This window comes from Mycobacteroides immunogenum, assembly GCF_001605725.1.
Classification (GTDB): Bacteria; Actinomycetota; Actinomycetes; order Mycobacteriales; family Mycobacteriaceae; genus Mycobacterium; species Mycobacterium immunogenum.
Window position 1 is genome coordinate 3,747,141 of record NZ_CP011530.1, and the last position, 18,381, is coordinate 3,765,521.

General features: G+C 62.4%; 21 protein-coding genes and 1 tRNA gene. 10 read left to right on the forward strand and 12 right to left on the reverse strand.

From position 1 onward, the window contains the following. Positions 1–14: 14 nt before the first annotated feature. The 10 genes from ABG82_RS18585 to ABG82_RS18625 all read left to right on the forward strand — a co-directional run bounded on the left by ABG82_RS18585 (position 15) and on the right by ABG82_RS18625 (position 8,635). A complete protein-coding gene (locus ABG82_RS18585) occupies positions 15–455 on the forward strand; it encodes a phage gene 29 protein family protein (protein ID WP_234708021.1) in 441 nt (146 codons plus the stop codon). Beyond that, positions 452–1,561: a hypothetical protein gene (locus ABG82_RS18590; protein ID WP_043077872.1), complete on the forward strand. Its 1,110-nt coding sequence runs from the start codon at positions 452–454 to the stop codon at positions 1,559–1,561. Before ABG82_RS18585 ends, ABG82_RS18590 begins: the two co-directional genes overlap by 4 nt. Beyond that, positions 1,561–4,059 carry a hypothetical protein gene (locus ABG82_RS28995; protein WP_052511007.1) on the forward strand — a complete coding sequence of 833 codons (2,499 nt, stop codon included), beginning with the start codon at positions 1,561–1,563 and terminating at the stop codon, positions 4,057–4,059. Before ABG82_RS18590 ends, ABG82_RS28995 begins: the two co-directional genes overlap by 1 nt. 102 nt (positions 4,060–4,161) lie before the next feature. After that, entirely contained in the window at positions 4,162–5,103 is a 942-nt protein-coding gene (locus tag ABG82_RS18600) for a glycine-rich domain-containing protein (RefSeq protein WP_052511006.1), read from the forward strand. A 15-nt stretch (positions 5,104–5,118) separates the two neighbouring features. After that, positions 5,119–5,484, forward strand: coding sequence for a hypothetical protein (locus tag ABG82_RS27800; protein WP_043077871.1), 366 nt, complete (start codon positions 5,119–5,121; stop codon positions 5,482–5,484). Between the two features lie 2 nt (positions 5,485–5,486). After that, complete coding sequence (locus tag ABG82_RS18605; RefSeq protein WP_043077870.1) at positions 5,487–5,732, forward strand: hypothetical protein; 246 nt, start codon at positions 5,487–5,489, stop codon at positions 5,730–5,732. Positions 5,733–6,256: 524 nt separating this feature from the next. Next, positions 6,257–7,030: a peptidoglycan recognition protein family protein gene (locus ABG82_RS18610; protein WP_043077954.1), complete on the forward strand. Its 774-nt coding sequence runs from the start codon at positions 6,257–6,259 to the stop codon at positions 7,028–7,030. A 143-nt stretch (positions 7,031–7,173) separates the two neighbouring features. After that, positions 7,174–8,037 (forward strand): hypothetical protein, encoded by an 864-nt coding sequence (locus tag ABG82_RS18615; protein WP_234708020.1) that lies wholly within the window; start codon positions 7,174–7,176, stop codon positions 8,035–8,037. A gap of 8 nt (positions 8,038–8,045) precedes the next feature. Continuing rightward, positions 8,046–8,273 carry a phage holin gene (locus ABG82_RS18620; protein WP_043077868.1) on the forward strand — a complete coding sequence of 76 codons (228 nt, stop codon included), beginning with the start codon at positions 8,046–8,048 and terminating at the stop codon, positions 8,271–8,273. Further along, positions 8,270–8,635 carry a hypothetical protein gene (locus ABG82_RS18625; protein WP_043077867.1) on the forward strand — a complete coding sequence of 122 codons (366 nt, stop codon included), beginning with the start codon at positions 8,270–8,272 and terminating at the stop codon, positions 8,633–8,635. Before ABG82_RS18620 ends, ABG82_RS18625 begins: the two co-directional genes overlap by 4 nt. A gap of 9 nt (positions 8,636–8,644) precedes the next feature. Here ABG82_RS18625 and ABG82_RS18630 read toward each other — a convergent pair whose 3' ends face one another. The 12 genes from ABG82_RS18630 to ABG82_RS18685 form a co-directional block, all read right to left on the reverse strand. Continuing rightward, a complete protein-coding gene (locus ABG82_RS18630) occupies positions 8,645–9,226 on the reverse strand; it encodes a hypothetical protein (RefSeq protein ID WP_043077866.1) in 582 nt (193 codons plus the stop codon). A 9-nt stretch (positions 9,227–9,235) separates the two neighbouring features. Beyond that, complete coding sequence (locus ABG82_RS18635; RefSeq protein ID WP_043077865.1) at positions 9,236–9,931, reverse strand: DUF4352 domain-containing protein; 696 nt, start codon at positions 9,929–9,931, stop codon at positions 9,236–9,238. Between the two features lie 97 nt (positions 9,932–10,028). Then, positions 10,029–10,445 (reverse strand): hypothetical protein, encoded by a 417-nt coding sequence (locus tag ABG82_RS18640; protein ID WP_043077953.1) that lies wholly within the window; start codon positions 10,443–10,445, stop codon positions 10,029–10,031. Between the two features lie 61 nt (positions 10,446–10,506). Beyond that, complete coding sequence (locus ABG82_RS18645; RefSeq protein WP_052511005.1) at positions 10,507–11,004, reverse strand: hypothetical protein; 498 nt, start codon at positions 11,002–11,004, stop codon at positions 10,507–10,509. Further along, a complete protein-coding gene (locus ABG82_RS18650) occupies positions 11,001–12,647 on the reverse strand; it encodes a WXG100 family type VII secretion target (protein WP_043077863.1) in 1,647 nt (548 codons plus the stop codon). The genes ABG82_RS18645 and ABG82_RS18650 overlap by 4 nt, the downstream gene beginning before the upstream one ends. Before the next feature lie 2 nt (positions 12,648–12,649). Next, positions 12,650–12,940, reverse strand: a complete 291-nt coding sequence (locus ABG82_RS18655) for a WXG100 family type VII secretion target (protein WP_043077862.1) — start codon at positions 12,938–12,940, stop codon at positions 12,650–12,652. 9 nt (positions 12,941–12,949) lie between these two features. After that, complete coding sequence (locus ABG82_RS27805; protein ID WP_174544338.1) at positions 12,950–13,264, reverse strand: WXG100 family type VII secretion target; 315 nt, start codon at positions 13,262–13,264, stop codon at positions 12,950–12,952. 166 nt (positions 13,265–13,430) lie between these two features. Then, positions 13,431–13,503, reverse strand: a tRNA-Ala gene (locus ABG82_RS18665). Between the two features lie 56 nt (positions 13,504–13,559). Further along, positions 13,560–14,825, reverse strand: a complete 1,266-nt coding sequence (locus ABG82_RS18670) for an MFS transporter (RefSeq protein WP_043077861.1) — start codon at positions 14,823–14,825, stop codon at positions 13,560–13,562. Beyond that, on the reverse strand, positions 14,822–16,453 hold the full coding sequence (gene pgm, locus ABG82_RS18675; protein ID WP_043077860.1) for a phosphoglucomutase (alpha-D-glucose-1,6-bisphosphate-dependent): 1,632 nt from the start codon (positions 16,451–16,453) through the stop codon (positions 14,822–14,824). The genes ABG82_RS18670 and pgm overlap by 4 nt, the downstream gene beginning before the upstream one ends. 49 nt (positions 16,454–16,502) lie before the next feature. Further along, the gene (locus ABG82_RS18680; protein ID WP_005056510.1) at positions 16,503–16,826 is read right to left on the reverse strand and encodes a YbjQ family protein; all 324 of its coding nucleotides are present in this window, start codon (positions 16,824–16,826) and stop codon (positions 16,503–16,505) included. A gap of 25 nt (positions 16,827–16,851) precedes the next feature. Then, positions 16,852–18,357 carry a carboxylesterase/lipase family protein gene (locus ABG82_RS18685; protein ID WP_043077951.1) on the reverse strand — a complete coding sequence of 502 codons (1,506 nt, stop codon included), beginning with the start codon at positions 18,355–18,357 and terminating at the stop codon, positions 16,852–16,854. Positions 18,358–18,381: the final 24 nt, after the last annotated feature.

Genomic DNA, 18,381 nt, shown 5'->3' on the forward strand with positions numbered 1-18,381 from the left:
ACGAAGGCGCGGCCATGGGCACCGACCCACGGGTTAGCGGCGCCCCCGCCGAACACCTGCATAACGCCAACGTGGCTATGCACCAGATAGCCAGCGCGTTGGTGGCGGTTGGCATGCGCGACGGCAAGACACTGGACCTGTCCTACCTGGCGCCGATGATCGCGTACCACCTTGCGCTGCGCGGCTTCCGGCTTCACCAAGACGAAGCGCTGATCAAGAGTCGCCGCGTCGAAGGCGCCCAACATGAGGCCGCCTTGGAGTGGGTCGGCATCAACGCACCCGACGACATACGGGACGAAATCGACACGGCTACAACGTCACAGGACATCGAGAACCTTTCAGGCAACGCCAAAGCCTTTTGGATACGGCAACTCGGCGGCGTGCCCGTCGATGACGCCCCCGAGGGGTGGCATCAGAAGACCCGAATCACATTTGAGGACGGAGGCCAACAATGACCGCACCCGCCGATCCGGTACAGGCACAGCTAGGTGACAGGGTGTATCTGGGCACCCGCCTAGCCAATGTGCACTTCTACGGCGACGTGTCCGACATCGATACACCCGGCGCCACTACCGCCACTATGGAAATGATCGGCGATGACGCGGTGGTCACCATGGACGCCCTGGTCGGCCCGAAGGGCAATGACGGCGAGATGGCGCCTGTAGTGCGGATGCAGTACGGCTCACCGATCGACAGCCTCCAAGAGCTTGAAGAACTAGCCAACACCCTGACCGACACCCCCGACGACATCGGCAAGGCCTGGTGGATCGGCAACCAGGTCTACATGTGGGACGGCACCGGGTTCAAGATCAAGGCAATGGGCACCGCCGGACCGGCCGGGCCTGTACCGAACATCTCCCCCACCATCGAGTCGATTCCTTGGGCCGAGCAGCTACAGGGGCGCAAGTCCAAGATCACCGTCAGCGGTACCGCCAACAACCCCGGTTGGCATTTCGAGATAGCGGCGCCGCAGGGACCTAAAGGCGATAACGCCACCATCGCTGACGCACTCGACTTCGATGACACCTTGCCGCCCACCGGCGGTCAGGTGGTCACCTGGGACGCCACCAAGAGCAAGTTCGCCTTACACGACCCCAACCCCTTCGCCACACGCATGTACACGATGCCAGAGGCGGCATTCCAGTCGGTGCCGCTGGCGGTGGGCACCAAGATCCCGATCGGCTCGCGCGAGATTCCCGAACAGACCCAGGAATACAACCTGTGGATTCAGGGGCACCTACGCACCAACGGCGTTGACCTTGATTTCGACCCGTTCCAGATCGGATGCGAGGTTCGTATCTCTGAGCCGAACACCGATCCCAAGGGCGGCATCCTGGTCGCACGCGGCTTCGGTAACTCGTCGCAGATGTTGCATATCAGCCCGCACGCGTCGACACCGCAGACGCCCTCGGATGCCATCTCGCCCGACGGTGTCTATGGCCGGTTCCCGCAGGGGCAAAAGCGCATCCTGACCGTGTTTCTGTACACAGACGGCCTATTCGGCGTCTACAACTTTCAGCCGCGTGACGCGCAGCTGGCCATCCAGGTGATCCCGGTCTGATGGGCTCATTTGACCGGCGCCAAGTCGGGCCACCGCTAACCCACAATCCGAACACCAAGCTGGCCTTCGACAATCCCATGGCCTTCACCAAGGGTGCAGGTGATGGCATCGACCGATTCATCGAGATGATTGTCGAAGGCATCAAGCGCCTGTTTGGCATCGACCTCGGTGCGCTGGCCTCCGCGCTACAGGGCATAGTGCTCGGTCCCGGCGCCATCCTCAAGGCCATCGGGGACGCCATTACTAACGGCGTTCGTGGACTTTTCAATGGTGTTCTACCGGCCTCGTGGATCGCCGACATTGCCCAAGACTTGATTGGTGGTGCGGGCGGCTTCACTGATCCGTCAGTGGTCGAAGACAACCCGGAATGGCACTATGACGCCAACCAGAATGGTCACCTATCCGGTAAGTCGATCTACACAACGGCCGACGGCGTTGAGCATGCCATCAGTATCAAAGAGCCGTTCGAAGTCGCACCCGGCCAAACGGTGGACATTCCCGCCTCGGTCATGTGGAGTTCTGTCACGGCGTCAGGGGGCTCCAATCCAATCCGACTGGTAATAACCCCATTTGGGCCGGACCGAAGCAAATTGGCCGACGTGGTCATCAAACAGATTCAACCGCTGTCGGCTAGTTCGTCGTGGGTACGTACTAGCTTCTCAGGTTCATGGGCCGTCCCCAAGGACGGCTCGGTTAAGTGGGCGACTGTCACCCTGGTTGTGACTGCAGGCGCCTCAGGCGGTGGCCGCGTGTCCTTCTCGAATGTGCTGCCCCAGATGTCGAACTTGGGCCCAGTGCTTGGGGCGTTTCGATCCTTCTTTGATGTCATTGGTGGTCAGGCGAATTCGGGTATTGCCGAATTTGAACAGCGGTTCGCGGCGATCACGGCCGACGGCAAGATCACCGCGTCCGAACTATTGGGCCTGGTAGGGCTCGGCAACATCCCGACGCTACCCCAGATCAAAATCCAAGATCTGCAAACGACTTTCAATCAGTTGGGCGACATCTACAACGGCCTGGTGGTGACGCCGATCAATGGCTTCGTCGCTGCTATCGCGAACTGGTTTGGTGTCAACACCAGCAAGACGCAAAAGCTCACCACCGGCGGCAATCTAGCTGGCGATGCCATTACCGGGACTATCTCCGATGTGGTGTCAGGCGTCGCCGCTGTGCGTGATGCGCTGACAGCCGGAATGGGCGCTGTTGGTTCGGGATTCTCCAATAACGACGCCAAGAATCAGGCGATCTACCTACAGCAGATCGCGGCGCAGGCAGCGGCGGCAACCTCGGCGATTCAGGCACAATACCAGCGTAACCAGGCCACCGCACCCACCGGATTGGCGAGCTATATCACCACATTCGGCGGCTCGGACGGTGCGGCGCTTCCCTCCGAGTTCGTCGGTTCTGACCTGAAAATCCGCACCGCCAATGGCTATTGCGGCGTCGATGCATCGAAAGTGGACGGCACCTACTACGTCACCTGCAATAAGCAAACCAACACCGACGATGTGCAGACCACGGTAGTAATCGGCGACGCGGGTGGCCTCAATTCCATAGCCACCTACACCCTGTTCAGCTCCGATAGCGGATTTGGCACTGGTGCATATCTGGCGGTCAGCGGTAACTCGGTACAGGTCGGCAAGTACACCCGCTCGGGTACGGCGTACACCTTCGCCTCTCCATTCATGTCATGGTCGGGGCCACTGGGGCAGGGCATCGCGGTCACGGCATACCGCAAGACTAATAACTGGGTGCTCGATGTGGGCGGCGACGTCAAGGCCACCGCAACTGACACAACGGTTCCCACTGGCGCACTCAATCGGTACGGGGCAGGCATTGTGATGATGCGCAAGACCTCCAGCGGCGGATGGTTTTCCGGCAGCTACCAGTACGACTCGCTGCGATTGGCATCGGTGTTCCTCGGTGACTTCTATGCCAAGGCCACCACCTATAGCGGTGCGCGACTACAACGCGCGACCGGCGCGGCCAACACCGCTGGACCGTCGCATCCTTACTCGCTGCCCGGCAGTGGATCTGTCACCGTCACCGGCGCCTGGGGCGCAGGCGCATTCAGCATCGTGGGATTCAGTTCTGACGACATTGTGGCCAACACGGCCAACGGCACCATCACCGTCAACACTTCGGGGCTGTACTACATCGAGCACCGTGACCCCACCTGGACCTGGACGGCTGGTACCGCCATTGAGCCGTCCGCGTCCGTACTCGACGTGGTGATCAACACCGTCAATCACATCACGCTAGAAGGCGACTACAAGCTACTTGACGGCATCGCCAACACCGACACCGGCAGCTGGGGGGTGACCGGCCACACCGGCGTACCGATACCAGCGTTCGTACGTCTCAACGCGGGCGACGTTATCCAGCTGGGGTACACGGTGACGCTGAAAAACACCGGCTCGCTGTCACGCACAGGCAATGCCACTTTCACCCTCACAGGGACCGCGCCAGGCCTTCTGGGCATCTATCGGATGGGGTGACCAATGTCCTGGTCCCTCAACCCGGCGGTCCCATCAAGACAGCCGGGCGGTAAGTGGTCGACTAGCCCAGTTGCACCGTCGCGGCCGCCAAGTGGTAGGTGGGTGTGGGTTCCGCGCTCCGGCGCGATCAGCACCAGCATCAACGAAAGCTCCGCCACCCTACTGGCGCGGATGACCGGTGTCTCCGAAGAAGTTGTCCACAGCAACGCGACATTGCGTGCGTATCTTGCCGCTTCTGCCACCGAGGCTGCACACACCGCCGCGACGCTGTTGGCACACCTGACGGGACGTATGGACGGCGTAGGCGAAAGCTCCGCCAGCGCGAGCCTGCGCTACTTCGTGAACGGCACCATGCACGAAATTGGTGACAGCTCAGCAGCACTTACTGCTCACCTCGCCGGGCATATTGATCACACCGAGGGCGCTTCCGCAGCTCTACTGGCCCACCTTACGGGCTATAGCGACGGGGCGGGATACAGCTCTGCTGGGGCCGCACGCACCGCAGTCCCAGCCGTACGCACGGATATCACCGTAGTCGGGGCATACGTGTACCCGATACCCGAATGGGCCAATTTCATTGACTGGGCAATGCTTCCCGGCGGTGGCGGTGGCGGCGGTGCGCAGTTTTCCTTCACCCCGGCGCAGGGCGGGGACGGCGCACAGTGGCTCTTCGGCACGCTATCGCGCGGTTCAACTCAGTTGCCCTGGGCCACAGGCTCAATAACGGGAACTGTCGGCGCAGGCGGGCAGGCGGGCTCGGGCAGCGGCTCAGGCGGAAATGGCGCAAACACCACCATGACCGTCAACGGCGCGACCACAACAGCGCCAGGGGCAACCGGGCGCGGCGGTATCGGGACGCAGTCCGGTGACCCCGTCGGCGGAGGCAACGCCAACTCTGGCCGCGATGTGTCGCTGAGCGGCCAAACATACGCGGGCGGCACCGGTTCTGGAAACACCCCAGGTTCAGGCGGCAGCGGCGGCGGCGCTTTCAGCAATGGCCAAGCGGGTGCGCGCGGCGAAATTCATTTCTACGCAAGGCAATAAAGAGAGGAAGTCGACATGACAGCTACAGCAGAAGAAAACCGTGCCGGGTGCGATTTTGTTACCGGCAGAGGAACCAAGGTCACCGCACACTCTGGCGACCCCGGTGTCACAGGCGCAAACCTGATCGCTACTACACCGCCGTCCGGCACAACCACTTGGCCCGCCGCTACCGATGGTTCGGGCAGCGACGCGGGGTATGCGGTCTCAACAGGATCGCCTGTAACCCTGGGCATTCCGCCATCAACCAACGTCACGCACTACGGCATGTGGAATGGGTCGAAATTCTTGCGCGGCAAGACGCTCGACAACCCAATTGTTGTTGGCGGCGGCGCCACAAATGTCGATATCACCCCAAAGGAACGATTCAAGGGAGGCCAATAGCGATGGGAATCATTCAGAAGTACATCACCGACCCAATTCGCAAGGCGGTCGTGGACGAGATTCGTCAGCAGATTCCGGTGATCGTCAAAGCGGTGGTCATCGCCATCGCCGAAACAGTTGCCAACACTGCGATTTCCGGGGTCGACAAGATCACCGACTCGATACCTGGCGACGTCGATGACCGGATTATCGACCCACTGGTCGCCAAGGCTACCGCGATGGCCCGCAGGCTGGGACTGGGCCTGTGAGCTTCATAGAGTTCGACGCCACGCCGCTGCGCACACGCGAGCAGGTGGCACGCGAAGTGCACGCCGTCGCACTCGATAAAGGTCTCGATGAGCTGGCCAGCGCCATCGCGCTCATGACCATCTCCACCGAGGTCGGCGCCGACGACGAAAACGGCGAACGTCAATGGTGGTGCCCGGCCAACCCGTCACGTGACGAAGAGACCATGAACTATCCGCACGACTCCACCTCGGACGACAGCCGCTCATCGGGGTACCTACAACAGCAGCCGGGCCCCAACGGCGAGCCGTGGTGGGGCACCGCCTACGACCGCATGACACTGCCCCGTGCTGTCGGCATGTTCTTTGACCGGCTCCCCGCCGACTACCGAAGAGCCGTAGACAACCCCGCCCTTGCCGGCCAAATCGCACAGCAAGTCCAGCGCAGCTCCTACCCCGACCGCTACGCGCAGAAGTGGGCCGAAGCCTGGGAAGTGCTGCGCCGCGCCCTATCCGACGACGAACCAACACCACCCGGAGGCAACAGCATGGCATGGACAGGCGACCCGATCTGGCTCGAAGACGTTCTGCGCCCGACGCTCGGCGATCGGCTCAAGACGCTGCCCGGATGGCAGAACGCCGGACACGGCGACTTCAAAGACATTCGCGGCATCATGTGGCACCACACCGGCAATTCCCGCGAGTCGGCACAGTCCATCCGCAATGGGCGCCCCGACCTGCCGGGTCCGCTGTCCAACATCCACATCGCCCCAGATGGCACGGTCACGATTGTCGCGGTCGGCGCCTGCTGGCATGCGGGCCAAGGCTCTTACCCATGGCTGCCGACCAACAACGCCAACTGGCACATGATCGGCATCGAATGCGCCTGGCCCGACATCGCACCCAATGGGTCCTACGATCCCGGCCAACGCTGGCCTGACGCACAGATCATTGCCATGCGCGATGTGGCCGCAGCGCTAACAACAAAGCTCGGTGTCGATGTCAGCCACAACATCGGCCACAAGGAATATGCCGGTGCCGCGCAAGGCAAATGGGACCCCGGCAACATCGATATGAATTGGTTCCGAGGCGAAATCGCCAAAGACATGCGCGGCCAATTCGACCCGGTGAAACCGCCCACACCGCCCGTGGTTGTGCCTCCCTCGGTTCTGCCTGGCCCGGCCAATCCACGCACCGATCGTCAGCTGCTCGTGGAGGTTTGGGAGCAGCTGCGCGGCCCCGGCGGAAACGGCTGGCCACAGCTCGGCGGCAAGACGCTGGTCGACGCCGTCGCCGAACTCACCGACAAGAAGGCGGCGTAACCATGTACATAAGCGGGCAATACGTGGGCCTTGGCGAGGGCGACGACTCAGCCGAGGTAGGCAAGATCATCGACTTCATCCGATTGAAGTGGAACCGATTCGATGACTCTCTGGCAGCTGGTCGCACCAAGTTCACTCCGGCATTGACGGCGATCATCACTGAGCTGCAGGGAATTTACGTCAGTGAAGGAAAACTAGCTGCCGGTAGCTTTACGCCTGGTGTGATCAACCTGGAGACCAAATACGCTATCGGCTACCTGAAACGCCCCGTGCCCGAGGATAAGCGGCCTGTACTGTTCACGGTCTGCGGAACCGGCGTGCCCTGGTGGATCGGCCCCGACGCCGACACCGCACGGGCCGTAGAGCGCAAATATCGATGGCAGCCCATCGGCTACCGCGCTGCCCCATTCCCCATGGGCCGGTCGATTGACGAAGGCCGCGAAGAGTTGGTCAACCAAATCACCATCCACCGCCTGCAGGTGGAGCGCTTCGGCGCCGTGTTAGGCGGCTACTCCCAGGGCGCCATCATCACCGCACTGGTATGGGAGCGGGATATCAGGCCGGTTACCGGACGGCTGCACTGGGCATACGGCAAGATACTCAAGGCTGTCGCCTGGGGTAATCCCATGCGCGAAAAGGGCAAAGCCTACGGCGACACCAACGGTCAAGCGCCCAGCCAAGAGTCGCACGGCATCGCCGATGAACTGATGGCCAACACTCCGAACTGGTGGCGCAACTACGCCCACCAGGGCGACATGTACACCGATGTTGAAGGTGATTCGGGCGAAATGAAGACCTCCATCTACAAGGTGATCATCGGTCAGCGCATCTTCTCCGGGCCTGATTCCATTCTGGCGCAGGTCGTTGAGATTGTGCAGCGCCCGGCCATTGAACTGATTGCTCTAACCAAGGCCGTGCTGGACGCCGGTTTGTTCTTCGTCAAACGCACTGGCCCGCATCTGAATTACGACACCGCGCCAGCCGTTGACTATCTACTCCAAGACTGAGGTTAGTGATGATTGAGAAGCTGAAAGAACTACTCACGCCGAAGGTGCGACTGTGGCTGTATGCCGTTGCCGTGGCGCTGTTTTCACTCATGCTCTACTACAACGTCGTTGACGAGAGAGCAGCTCCGCTGTGGCTGAATCTCATTTCGACGGTGTTCGTAGTCGGCGGTCAGGCGGTCGCGACGGCCCACATTTCACGCGCCGGAACATCGAAGAGTGAAGAGACCGACCTGTGACCCTAGATCAATGGCTTGACCTTGCCGTGGGGCTGCTAGCGGGTGGCGTCATCGGCACTGTCATCAAGTCCCTGGTAGATCGCAGGAACGCCAAGGACGCCAACAACTCTGCTGACTGGAAAGCGTTTGCCACCGAGCAGCGGGAGACCTTCGCCGCCGCCATGACTGAGCAGCGTGAAGCCCACAACGCCGCTATTGGCGCACTCGGTGGCCGCGTCGCGGCGCTGGAGGATCGGCTAACCGAAGAGCAGAAGGTGCTAGGCATCGCCTTGGCCCACCTGCGCGAGCTTCGGCGATGGATTCAGGGCGGCGCTACCGGCGACGTGCCGCCCCTCCCTGAGCAGCTGGAGGGGCGACTGTAAGGGGGGTGCCTACCCGTTGCGTAGATTGGACTTTGCGGCATCCAGTATTCCCCTACATTGCCGCTCAATACTGGGAAAGTCGAGCTTCACTGCCTTACCTAAACGGGTAAGCGCGTCAGTCTGGTCATAATGGGCGACGCTCATGGCGTTGGTGTCGCCCTTCCTCACGGCGGTTTTCCAGTCATTCCGCTTGTCATCGATGGTCATCATCATAAGGATGTTCTCGCTACGTAAGCGGTCCAGCTCATCGAACAGATTCCCCACAAGCGAGGCGACGGGCTCATCTGCGTATGCGATCAGCGTCGGGCTCGGTGACAGTGTTTGCCCCATTGTGAGCACCTGATGCACACGATATCCGTTGGAAGAGAAGTCTGTGTCGCTCGAAGGCCCGATTGCGGCAACCCTTCGAATGTCTTCGCAGGCTCCGATCGCGGTGATTAGCGCTGAGCTCTTCGCCTCCCAGGTACGTTTTTCAAACTCAAGTGCGCTCGCATGTCTACGATCCCCACGCTTGGTGGCAGCGGTTACCACGATGGTAATAACGGCTGTTGCCCCGCTGGATATGACAGAGGCGAGCGCTACGGCGTCCATCGGGCTAAATCAGTTGGTCCGTTTTAGGTCCACGGCGACACCGCCAGAGAAAGCCGAGTCGTGCAGCTTGACCTGATCAGGCTCGGTACCCACAGGCACATCAAAGGCGACCTGAACGTCAATCTTGTTGCCGGGGTTTATCTCTGCCATAAGTGCGTCGTTTCCGATGTACATCGAAGCGGTGCTGTCCGCCGAGAATGTCTTGCCACCTGCGATGAGTTTTTGATTCTCGGCGAAAAACGTCTGCGGCTTGTCACTGATGTTGGTGACCGTCATCGACAGCACTGCCCATTCGCCCTGGGCCTTTTTCTGCATGAACTGATTGTCATCGCGTCCAACGACGCTCTTGCCAATGTCGACCTTGTCCACGACGAAGGCGAACTTGCCATCGCGTACTTCGGACCCGACGCCCGGCGCCGCCTTGTCGGCCGTGCCAGCTCCGCTGCCACCCGCCCGTGGTGCGCTGGCCGCTGATGATGCGCTGGCGGGCTTCTCGTCGTCTTTCTTGCCGCCAGCTAGACCGATGACAAAAAGGACCAGCACCACTGCGCCGACAATCCACGGCCACTTGCGGCTTTTCTTTGGCGCCGGTACGGGTGGCGGGGGCGGGGTGTTGGTCCAGTTGGTTCCGTCGAAGTACCGCTGCCCTGGCGCGCCTGATGGATCGGGATACCAGCCCGGTGCCGCCGACTGTGGTGATGACATTGATGAAGACCTTTCCCCTCGCTGCGATGCCCCTAACTGTCGGAAGCGTACGTCGTGCTCACAGCGTCTGTACAGGGAACCGGTATCCGGCTCGGAGCTACCCGGCGTCGGCGAACTCCGGTTGTTCTCGCAAGTGCCAGCCCGGCGCGATGTCGCCTGTGCCGTAGTAGCCCAGGAACAGTCTGATTGCCTCGGTTGGGGTCAACACCTCGGATGGGCGCACCGGGTATGCATTATCTCCGTTGTAAACCACTTCGGTTTCGGATTCACCTGCCGCAGATGGCCTTCCGATGGTGTAGTGGCGCCGAACGTCATCAGACTCCATCCGCTTTATCTCCACGGTGAGACGGTCATCTTTCCCACAGGCCTGAATACGCTCATGGGAGTAGGGGAACTCATCGTACGGCACTTCGGGGGCAACCGGGTAGATTGAGTAATACGTGTACCCCTTTGTGCCCAAACGGTTTATCCCCGCTGCGATCTGTCCAGGTATCTCTTCGGTGAAGTTGCTCATCCGCATCTTCGCCTGATTTGACTCCAGTATGTGGGTCGCCTTTTCCAGCCTCATTCGCGCACTACCCAGCGTCGGCGAACTCTGGTTGTTCTCGCAAGTGCCAGCCCGGCGCGGCGTCAAGGTGGTCGTGGTAGTACTGAAATAGCTCAACGGCTTCTGCGGCGGTCAATGCTTCTGACGGCAGAACCTTGTAAGCGTTGTCGCCGTTGTAGACGACCTCAGAAAGTTCGGATTCATTTGCGGCCGAAGGGCGTCCGACGGTGTACATGCGACGAACGCCGTCAGCCTCTAGCCGTCTAATCTCGACTGTCAGGCGTTCCGCTGTGCCACAGGTCTGCATCCACTCATGGGTGTAAGGGAATTCGTCGTACTCGGTGCCATCCGGAACTTTATAGATGGAAAATGCCTCATCCTTAGCACCGTCACTCTCGGTCCCAAGGGCATTGATGTTGACCGCTATCTGACGATGGGCCTTGCCTGGATCTGCGCCCATCCATGACGTGAAGTTGCCAGTGGTGGTGTAGTTGCGCATCTGAAAGCCGCTGCGTTCTAAAGTCATTCGCCCGCCACCTTGACTACCTCAACCTCTGTGACCTTCACGGTTTCTATGTCGCCACTCCTGTTCGTGATCGTAACGTAGGCCGGATTTTCCGGGGAAACTGCCGAGTCGAATGCCCGCTGATCAGCATCCCTGGTCGCATCTCCCGACTTGACCTCAATCCCCTTGTAGGTGCCGTCTGATTTCTGAGCCAGGCCGTCGTAGTAACGGCCATTGTCGACCCCGTCGACCTTGGCCTTCCGCCGTTCGGTGCTCACCCACTCGTCTGGATTGTTGCGGCGATATCGGTTGATCCCTTCGGCTTCGCGTTGCCTGGCGTAGCCACCACCGGGTCGCCCGGTGATATGGCCGTAGGGGTCCCGCCCGTCGCCACGGTCGATACCTTCACCGGGACGCCCTGTGTGGGCGTGCATCACGGTCGCGCCATGGGTCGCGGCTTCGGTGGTTAGGTCAAGTGCTGGAGGTATGGCGACGACCGCGCCGCCAGCGAGCAGCCCAGCGCCAGCGACGGCTACGGGCGCGGCAATCGGCGTCGCAGCCCCGCCGGTGAAGACTTCACCGACGCCTGCCGCAGCCATCATGTCGTAGCCAACCGCCATCATGCCGACACCGGCAGCCATTTGGATTGTCTGGCCAGGGTTGTTGATCATGGCCTGCCCGAATGACGCGGCGGCATTCACCACAGGTGCGACGGTGTTGTAGATTTCATCGCCGAAAAGCTCGATTTGCATCTGCACCAACGACTTTAAGGTGTCGATAACCATCGACGCACCCTGAACGATCGGCGCCAAAAGTAGCGCTAGCGCCTGCACCTCGGATTTGAACTGGTTGACGATGTTCCGGATGTCGGCGGCGATTTTCTTGATCTCATCGTCGTCTTCGCCGGTTATCCAGTCCGCGACCTGTTTGGCCCCGGTGAGCGGATTTACCAAGCGGGCCAACAGGTCAAGTATCGACGCGTGCGCGGTATCGATCTTCGTCGCGTAGTCATTGAGCTTGGTGCCGATCGTGCTGCACATACCGCCGACCTCGCCGACAGCGCCGTCGATTGTCTTGAATGCGCTATCGATCTTCGGGCCTTCGGGTATCTGCTGTGCCTGCGCCGTCGCCTGCGCCCCAGCCAGCCCCGGCTGCTGGCCAGTGAATGCGGCTCCTGCTGCCGTCCATGCGCTGCCAGCGGCGCGTAGTTTCGCCGAATCGCCGTTAGGCCAGATCATTCCGATAAACGGCTCCACCAGAAACCAGCCGGGTGGGTCGCCGACATCGCTGCCGACCGCAGACGGCGGTGTGCCAGTCTTGACGGTAGGAGTGGGCGAAGCGGCTGGCAGTGGGTCACCGCCCTTACCGTCGATGTTCGATGCGACTTCGGCGCGCGAGTAGTTGGTAGCCGAGGCTCTGATTCCGTCAGCGGCGCGGCCCGTTCCATTGGACACGTCGACCATGGCCTCAAGTAGTTCTTTGGCCGATGAGTCGTACTGCCCCGCGAACACGGTGCCCGCCGGATCATCGCCGCCCATACCCGCCGTGCTCGACAGCGCCGACTGCAGTGCCGACAGCGCCGAGCCCCAGCCTCCCACCGAGGTGGAGACTTTTCTACCTGCGCCATCGAGCGCGACCGGGTCGACGTGGATTGGTGGGGCCATCGCTACGCCCAGTTCTGCAGGTTCTTGGCGGCCGCACCCGTGTAGTTGCCGTGGGCGGCATGGCTCGCATCGCGCAGCCCCTTGAGCGCATGGCGCATCTGCTCAGCGCCCCTGGCCCATTTCTCGTGCGCCTGCGCGTGGGCGGTGGCGGCTTCGCCCGTGAAGGTGGCGTGCAGGTTGCGCACTTCGGAATCCATGGCCGCGATCGACGCCTCGGCGCGCTGCTCAACCTCGGTCATGCGCTCGATGATCCGCATCAGCTCATCGGGGACAACACCGAACTCACCTGACATCGTCTCCCCCTACATTCCCTCGGCCACAGCGTCGACATTGGCAGTCGCCGCCGCCTCCTGGCCCTGAAACGTCTCCCCTGTGCCCGCCAGCAATGCACCCATCTGGGAGAGGCCTTGGTGCACGAGCTTGGCGCCTTCGTACCACTCGTACCAGCGCGCGGTGAATGCTCCCGCCGATCCGCCGGACCAACCGGACCCCATAAATCTCGACACCTCGGCATCCAAGGAGTCCAGTTCGGTCGCAAGATTGCCTGCGGTAGACGCGACCAATCGCGAAACACGCTGCAAATCTTCGGGAGAAACCCCGAGAACCCCGCCGCTCACTGCTGGATGGTATCGCCGCCGAGTTTGCCGCCGCAACGGCAAGGCCCCTGCCACTGACTGACCAGCTCGTACTGGCGTCGTGCGAATTAGTGATGATTTAGTGATGACTTCAGGCATTCTTGGCCCCGAAAGCAAAAATCCCAGGTCGTCTGACCTGGGATTATTGTGGAGCTAAGGGGACTCGAACCCCTGACCCCCACACTGCCAGTGTGGTGCGCTACCAGCTGCGCCATAGCCCCATTGTTTAGTTGTGTGCTCGCAAGAAGTTACACCACGGCGACGGGCTCTCAAAATCTCAGCGCTCAGGACCGCCGACATCATCGGCTACTTCCTGCATACTCCTAACCTGCGGTGACGCAAGTCTCCCCAGCGTCTCGGGCGCGAACCCCCACGCCACGGCCGCAATCAGGGGCATTGCACCGCCCACCACGAACGCCCAGCCGTAGGACGCGCGCTCGGCGATCACGCCGGCGATCACGGGCCCGATCACCAGGCCGATGTCGGACGTCATCTGGAAGGTGGCCAGCGCCGTGCCTGCCCGTCCCCTGCTGCCCACCACGTCGGCCACAGCGGCCTGCTGCGGCGACGCGTACAACCCGGCACCGATCCCACCGATGAGCGAGAACACGACCAGGACAGGCAGCGATGACACGAAGCCCTTGCCCACCATCGTGGCCCCGCACACCACCAGCCCCGCGAGCACCAACGGCTTGCGACCGATGTCATCGGACCATGACCCGGCCAGAAACGCTGTGGACACGTCCCCGGCGGCGAACGCGGCGAACACCAGCCCCGCCGCCCCCGGCCGCTGATGCAGGCTCTCGACCACCAGCAGCGGCAGCAACGCACCCCGGATCCCGAAAATGGCCCATCCCGCACTGAAGTTCGACATCAGCGCCGCCAGGAACGTGCGGTGACGCAGCGCGGACGTCAGCGTCACCGGGGTACCGTGATGCTCGTCGGCAACCTCCAGCAGCGTCGAGCGCCGCAGCCCGAAATAGACCAGCGCGGCGACGATCACCAGCGCGGCCGCGTAGATGATGAAGGGCGCCGAAAGACTCAGCCCCACAACGGCACTACCCAGCGCGGGCCCAGCGACCATGCCCAACAGGAAACTCGACCCGTACAGCCCCTGTGCCCGTCCGCGAATCTCCTCCGGCGCGATGCGCACCAGTAGCGCCGCCGCCGATACGGTGAACATGGTCGAACCGACCCCGCCGACTGACCGGAAGATCAACAGCTGCCAGTAGCTGTGCACGAAGGCGCAGATACCGGTGGAGGCCGCGACGATCAACAGCCCGGTCATGTAGACCCAGCGCTCCCCCAGGCGCTGCACCAGCGCGCCGGCCGCGGGTGCGAACACCAGCCGGAAAGCGGCGAACGAACTCACCACAGCGGTTGCCGCAGTCACGCTGACCCCGAAGCTGCGGGCGTACTGCGGCAGTGCGGGCGCCACCACGCCAAACCCCAGCGCGATCACCAGGCTCGCGACAACCAGAACCCAGATCTCCCAGGGCAGTCGCGGCTTTACCGGTGCGTTGTGGCCAGGACAGCCACTCAACCGATGACCGCCGAGACAACCTCCCTCGCGGCCTCTTGTACCTGGCTCAAGTGCTCGGCACCCTTGAACGACTCTGCATAGATCTTGTATACATCCTCGGTGCCCGACGGCCGGGCCGCGAACCAGGCGTTTTCGGTGACAACCTTCAGTCCACCGATCGGCGCGCCGTTACCGGGCGCATTGGTCAGCTTGGCGACGATGGGTTCACCCGCGAGCTCGGTGGCGCTCACCTGCTCGGGCGAGAGCTTGCTCAGCACGGCCTTCTGTTCACGACTCGCGGGCGAGTCGACGCGCGCATACGTTGGGGTGCCGTACTTCTCGGTCAATTGGGCGTATCGCTGCGAGGGCGTCAGACCGGTGACCGCCAGGATCTCCGACGCGAGCAGCGCCGCGATGATGCCGTCTTTATCGGTGGTCCACACCGAGCCGTCACGGCGCAGGAAAGACGCCCCGGCGCTTTCTTCGCCGCCGAAACCGATTGTCCCGTCGATCAACCCGTTCACAAACCATTTGAAGCCCACCGGCACTTCGATCAGCCTGCGATCCAGCCCCGTCACCACCCGGTCGATGATCGAGGAGCTCACCAGCGTCTTGCCGACCGCTGTCTCGGCGGCCCAGCCGTCGCGATGGCTGAACAGGTAGTCGATCGCCACGGAGAGGTAGTGGTTGGGATTCATCAGTCCGGCATCGGGAGTCACGATGCCGTGCCGATCGGAGTCGGCGTCGTTGCCTGTGGCGATCTGGTACTTGTCCCGCGACGCCACCAACGAGGCCATCGCATCAGGCGACGAGCAATCCATCCGGATCTTCCCGTCATAGTCCAGCGTCATGAACCGCCAGGTCGCGTCGACCAGCGGGTTCACCACGGTCAACTCCAACGACCAGCGATCGGCGATGGCTGCCCAATAGTCGACGCTGGCCCCGCCCAGCGGGTCGGCACCGATCCGGATTCCGGCGCTCTTGATGACGCCGAGATCGACCACGTTGATCAGATCGTCCACATATGTCTGCTGGAAGTCGTAGCGCTGCACGGACTTCAGCGCTTGAGCCAGCGGGACCCGCTTTACCGAGCGCCAGCCGGTGCGCAGGATCTCGTTGGCCCGCGCGGCAATCGTGCCCGTGGCATCGGTGTCGGCGGGGCCGCCGTGGGGTGGGTTGTATTTGAATCCACCGTCCCGGGGCGGATTGTGCGACGGGGTCACCACGATCCCGTCTGCCAATGCCGCGGTCCTGCCATGGTTGTGCCGCAGAATCGCGTGGCTCACCGCGGGTGTCGGCGTGTACCTGTCGCGCGAATCGACAGCCACCACAACACCGTTGGCCACCAATACCTCCAGCGCACTGGTCCACGCCGGCTCGGAGAGCGCATGGGTGTCGCGGCCGATGAACAACGGTCCGTCCACGCCCTGCGCGGCCCGGTACTCGACGATCGCCGCCGTGGTGGCGACAATGTGGGCCTCGTTGAACGCAGCATCAAGACTCGACCCGCGATGTCCCGAGGTCCCGAACGCGACCCGCTGGGCCACGTTCTCAGGATCGGGCTCAATTGCGTAATACGCGGTCACCACGTGGGCGATGTCGATGAGATCTTCCGGCTGGGCCGGCTGTCCGGCGCGGGCGTTGCTCACGCAACTGATTGTGCCCGCGTCAGGTGAACCGTGTCTTACCGAACAGCCGCTATTGGATCGGCTGAATGCCGACCGCGGTGCCGTAGGCGCACACCTCGACGCCCGTGTTGGCGTACTCGGTGGTCTCGAAGCGGAACGCGACCACGGCATTGGCGCCGCGAGCTTCCGCCTCGGCCGCCAATCGTGCCAGCGCCTCGCGACGGCTCTCGTGCAACAACTGAGTGATGCCTTTGAGTTCGCCACCTGCGATGGACTTGAACGAGGCCGCGAGGTTGGAGCCGATGTGCCGCGACCGCACGGTGAGACCGAAGACCTCGCCGAACACCGCGGCGATCTTGTACCCGGGAATATCGTTGCTCGTCACGATGATCATGAGCCCCAACGTACCGCCGTGTGGGTCAGGCGATGGAGGCGACGTCCTGCCACAACGGACGACGATCCCCGTCGGGGTCCGCCTCCAAACGGGATGGGCTGTCGATGATCAACACCTGACGATCGGGCACCGTGTGGGCCGGCCAACCGTCACCGGGCACCCCGGTGCGCGCGAATGCAAGCCAGCGGCCCTGCATTTCGTCACTGACGGCGCGTGCCGCGGCCCGGTCCTTGTGTCCGGCCAGGAAGGGCGCGGCGATGGTCCGATACGTGCCGAAGACGGCGAGCAGCTCGATGGCGTGGGTGGGGCCCAGCCCGTAGCGGCGCAGCGCCCGCGTTGTGTAGTCGTACCGGTAGAAGTACGTCGGGGCATGCCTGCCGTGTGCCTCGGCGACACGCCACGCCGCCGAGCCGAATGCCAGATCTCCCGCCAACCGCAGAATCGCCTTCTCCCCCGGGTACCCGTCGTAACCGCCGACGATGCGCTGCACAAATTCCGGCCCACCCTTGGACAACGAGTGTTCCAGCGCATCCGCCGTGATCGGCAGGATCTTCAGCACCTTGGTGAACAAGGTCGCCTCTTCGGCGTTGTACCCAATGATCAATGGAACCCGATGCGCCTCACCACGTTCCATCGCCTCAACCGGATCCAGCGGCAACACATCGCCGTCGACACTGGGGCCGATGCGCAGCGAGAGCCCCGGCACATGCTTGGCCGACCCGATAAGCCGGAACAGCGCCTTCACCAAATCCTTCGGTTTCGCGTTGAGAACGGTTTCGGCCGCATTCGAGTCAGTGGCGCCCAGGTACTTGGCGAACTGGCGCGCGTTGACCGCCGCATCGTCGGCGCTGACCACCAACCCTGTCGCTGTGCTCTGGCAGATCGCCCGGTGGAACAGTCCCGCGGCCGACGGCACCGCGAGCAGGGTGTTCACCGCGTGCGACCCGGCGCTCTCCCCGAAGATCGTCACGTTGTTGGGATCGCCGCCGAATGCGCCGATGTTGTCATGCACCCATTGCAGCGCCAGCACCAAGTCACGCAGGTACAGGTTGCTGTCGATGGCGTGATTTTCATCCGACAACGAGGAAAGATCCACGCAACCAAGGGCGCCCAGCCGGTAGTTGACCGAGACATAGACGCAACCCTGCCGCGCCAGGCTCGCCCCGTCATAAAGCGGAGTGGCCGAGCTACCCAGGAAATAGCCGCCACCATGGATAAAGAACATGACCGGCAGCGGCCCACTCACCGGCCCCTCCGGAGCTACGACGTTGAGGGTGAGGCAATCCTCGCTGAGCTTTTGCGGCTTGCCGGGCAAGATGATGGCGTAGCGATGCTGCTGAATGGAGGCCGCGCCCCATGCACGACACTTGCGCACCCCGGCCCATGGCCTCGCCGGACGCGGCGCACGCAGCCGCAGCGGGCCCACCGGCGGCTCCGCGTACGGAATCCCACGGAAGCGATGCACACCGCCCCGCGTGAATCCCTCGACAGTGCCGTTGACGGTGTTGATGCGGATGGGCTTCTTTGCCATCGGCACATCCTAAGTAACCAACCG

Coding starts and splice junctions, on each gene's coding strand:
- ABG82_RS18605 (WP_043077870.1), top strand. CDS start 5,487: ATGGGAATCATTCAGAAGTACATCACCGACCCAATTCGCAAGGCGGTC.
- ABG82_RS18650 (WP_043077863.1), bottom strand. CDS start 12,647: ATGGCCCCACCAATCCACGTCGACCCGGTCGCGCTCGATGGCGCAGGT.
- ABG82_RS18645 (WP_052511005.1), bottom strand. CDS start 11,004: ATGACTTTAGAACGCAGCGGCTTTCAGATGCGCAACTACACCACCACT.
- ABG82_RS18635 (WP_043077865.1), bottom strand. CDS start 9,931: ATGTCATCACCACAGTCGGCGGCACCGGGCTGGTATCCCGATCCATCA.
- ABG82_RS18590 (WP_043077872.1), top strand. CDS start 452: ATGACCGCACCCGCCGATCCGGTACAGGCACAGCTAGGTGACAGGGTG.
- ABG82_RS18610 (WP_043077954.1), top strand. CDS start 6,257: ATGGCATGGACAGGCGACCCGATCTGGCTCGAAGACGTTCTGCGCCCG.
- ABG82_RS18685 (WP_043077951.1), bottom strand. CDS start 18,357: ATGGCAAAGAAGCCCATCCGCATCAACACCGTCAACGGCACTGTCGAG.
- ABG82_RS18680 (WP_005056510.1), bottom strand. CDS start 16,826: ATGATCATCGTGACGAGCAACGATATTCCCGGGTACAAGATCGCCGCG.
- ABG82_RS18655 (WP_043077862.1), bottom strand. CDS start 12,940: ATGTCAGGTGAGTTCGGTGTTGTCCCCGATGAGCTGATGCGGATCATC.
- ABG82_RS18630 (WP_043077866.1), bottom strand. CDS start 9,226: ATGGACGCCGTAGCGCTCGCCTCTGTCATATCCAGCGGGGCAACAGCC.
- ABG82_RS28995 (WP_052511007.1), top strand. CDS start 1,561: ATGGGCTCATTTGACCGGCGCCAAGTCGGGCCACCGCTAACCCACAAT.
- ABG82_RS27800 (WP_043077871.1), top strand. CDS start 5,119: ATGACAGCTACAGCAGAAGAAAACCGTGCCGGGTGCGATTTTGTTACC.
- ABG82_RS18585 (WP_234708021.1), top strand. CDS start 15: ATGGGCACCGACCCACGGGTTAGCGGCGCCCCCGCCGAACACCTGCAT.
- ABG82_RS18620 (WP_043077868.1), top strand. CDS start 8,046: ATGATTGAGAAGCTGAAAGAACTACTCACGCCGAAGGTGCGACTGTGG.
- ABG82_RS18640 (WP_043077953.1), bottom strand. CDS start 10,445: ATGAGCAACTTCACCGAAGAGATACCTGGACAGATCGCAGCGGGGATA.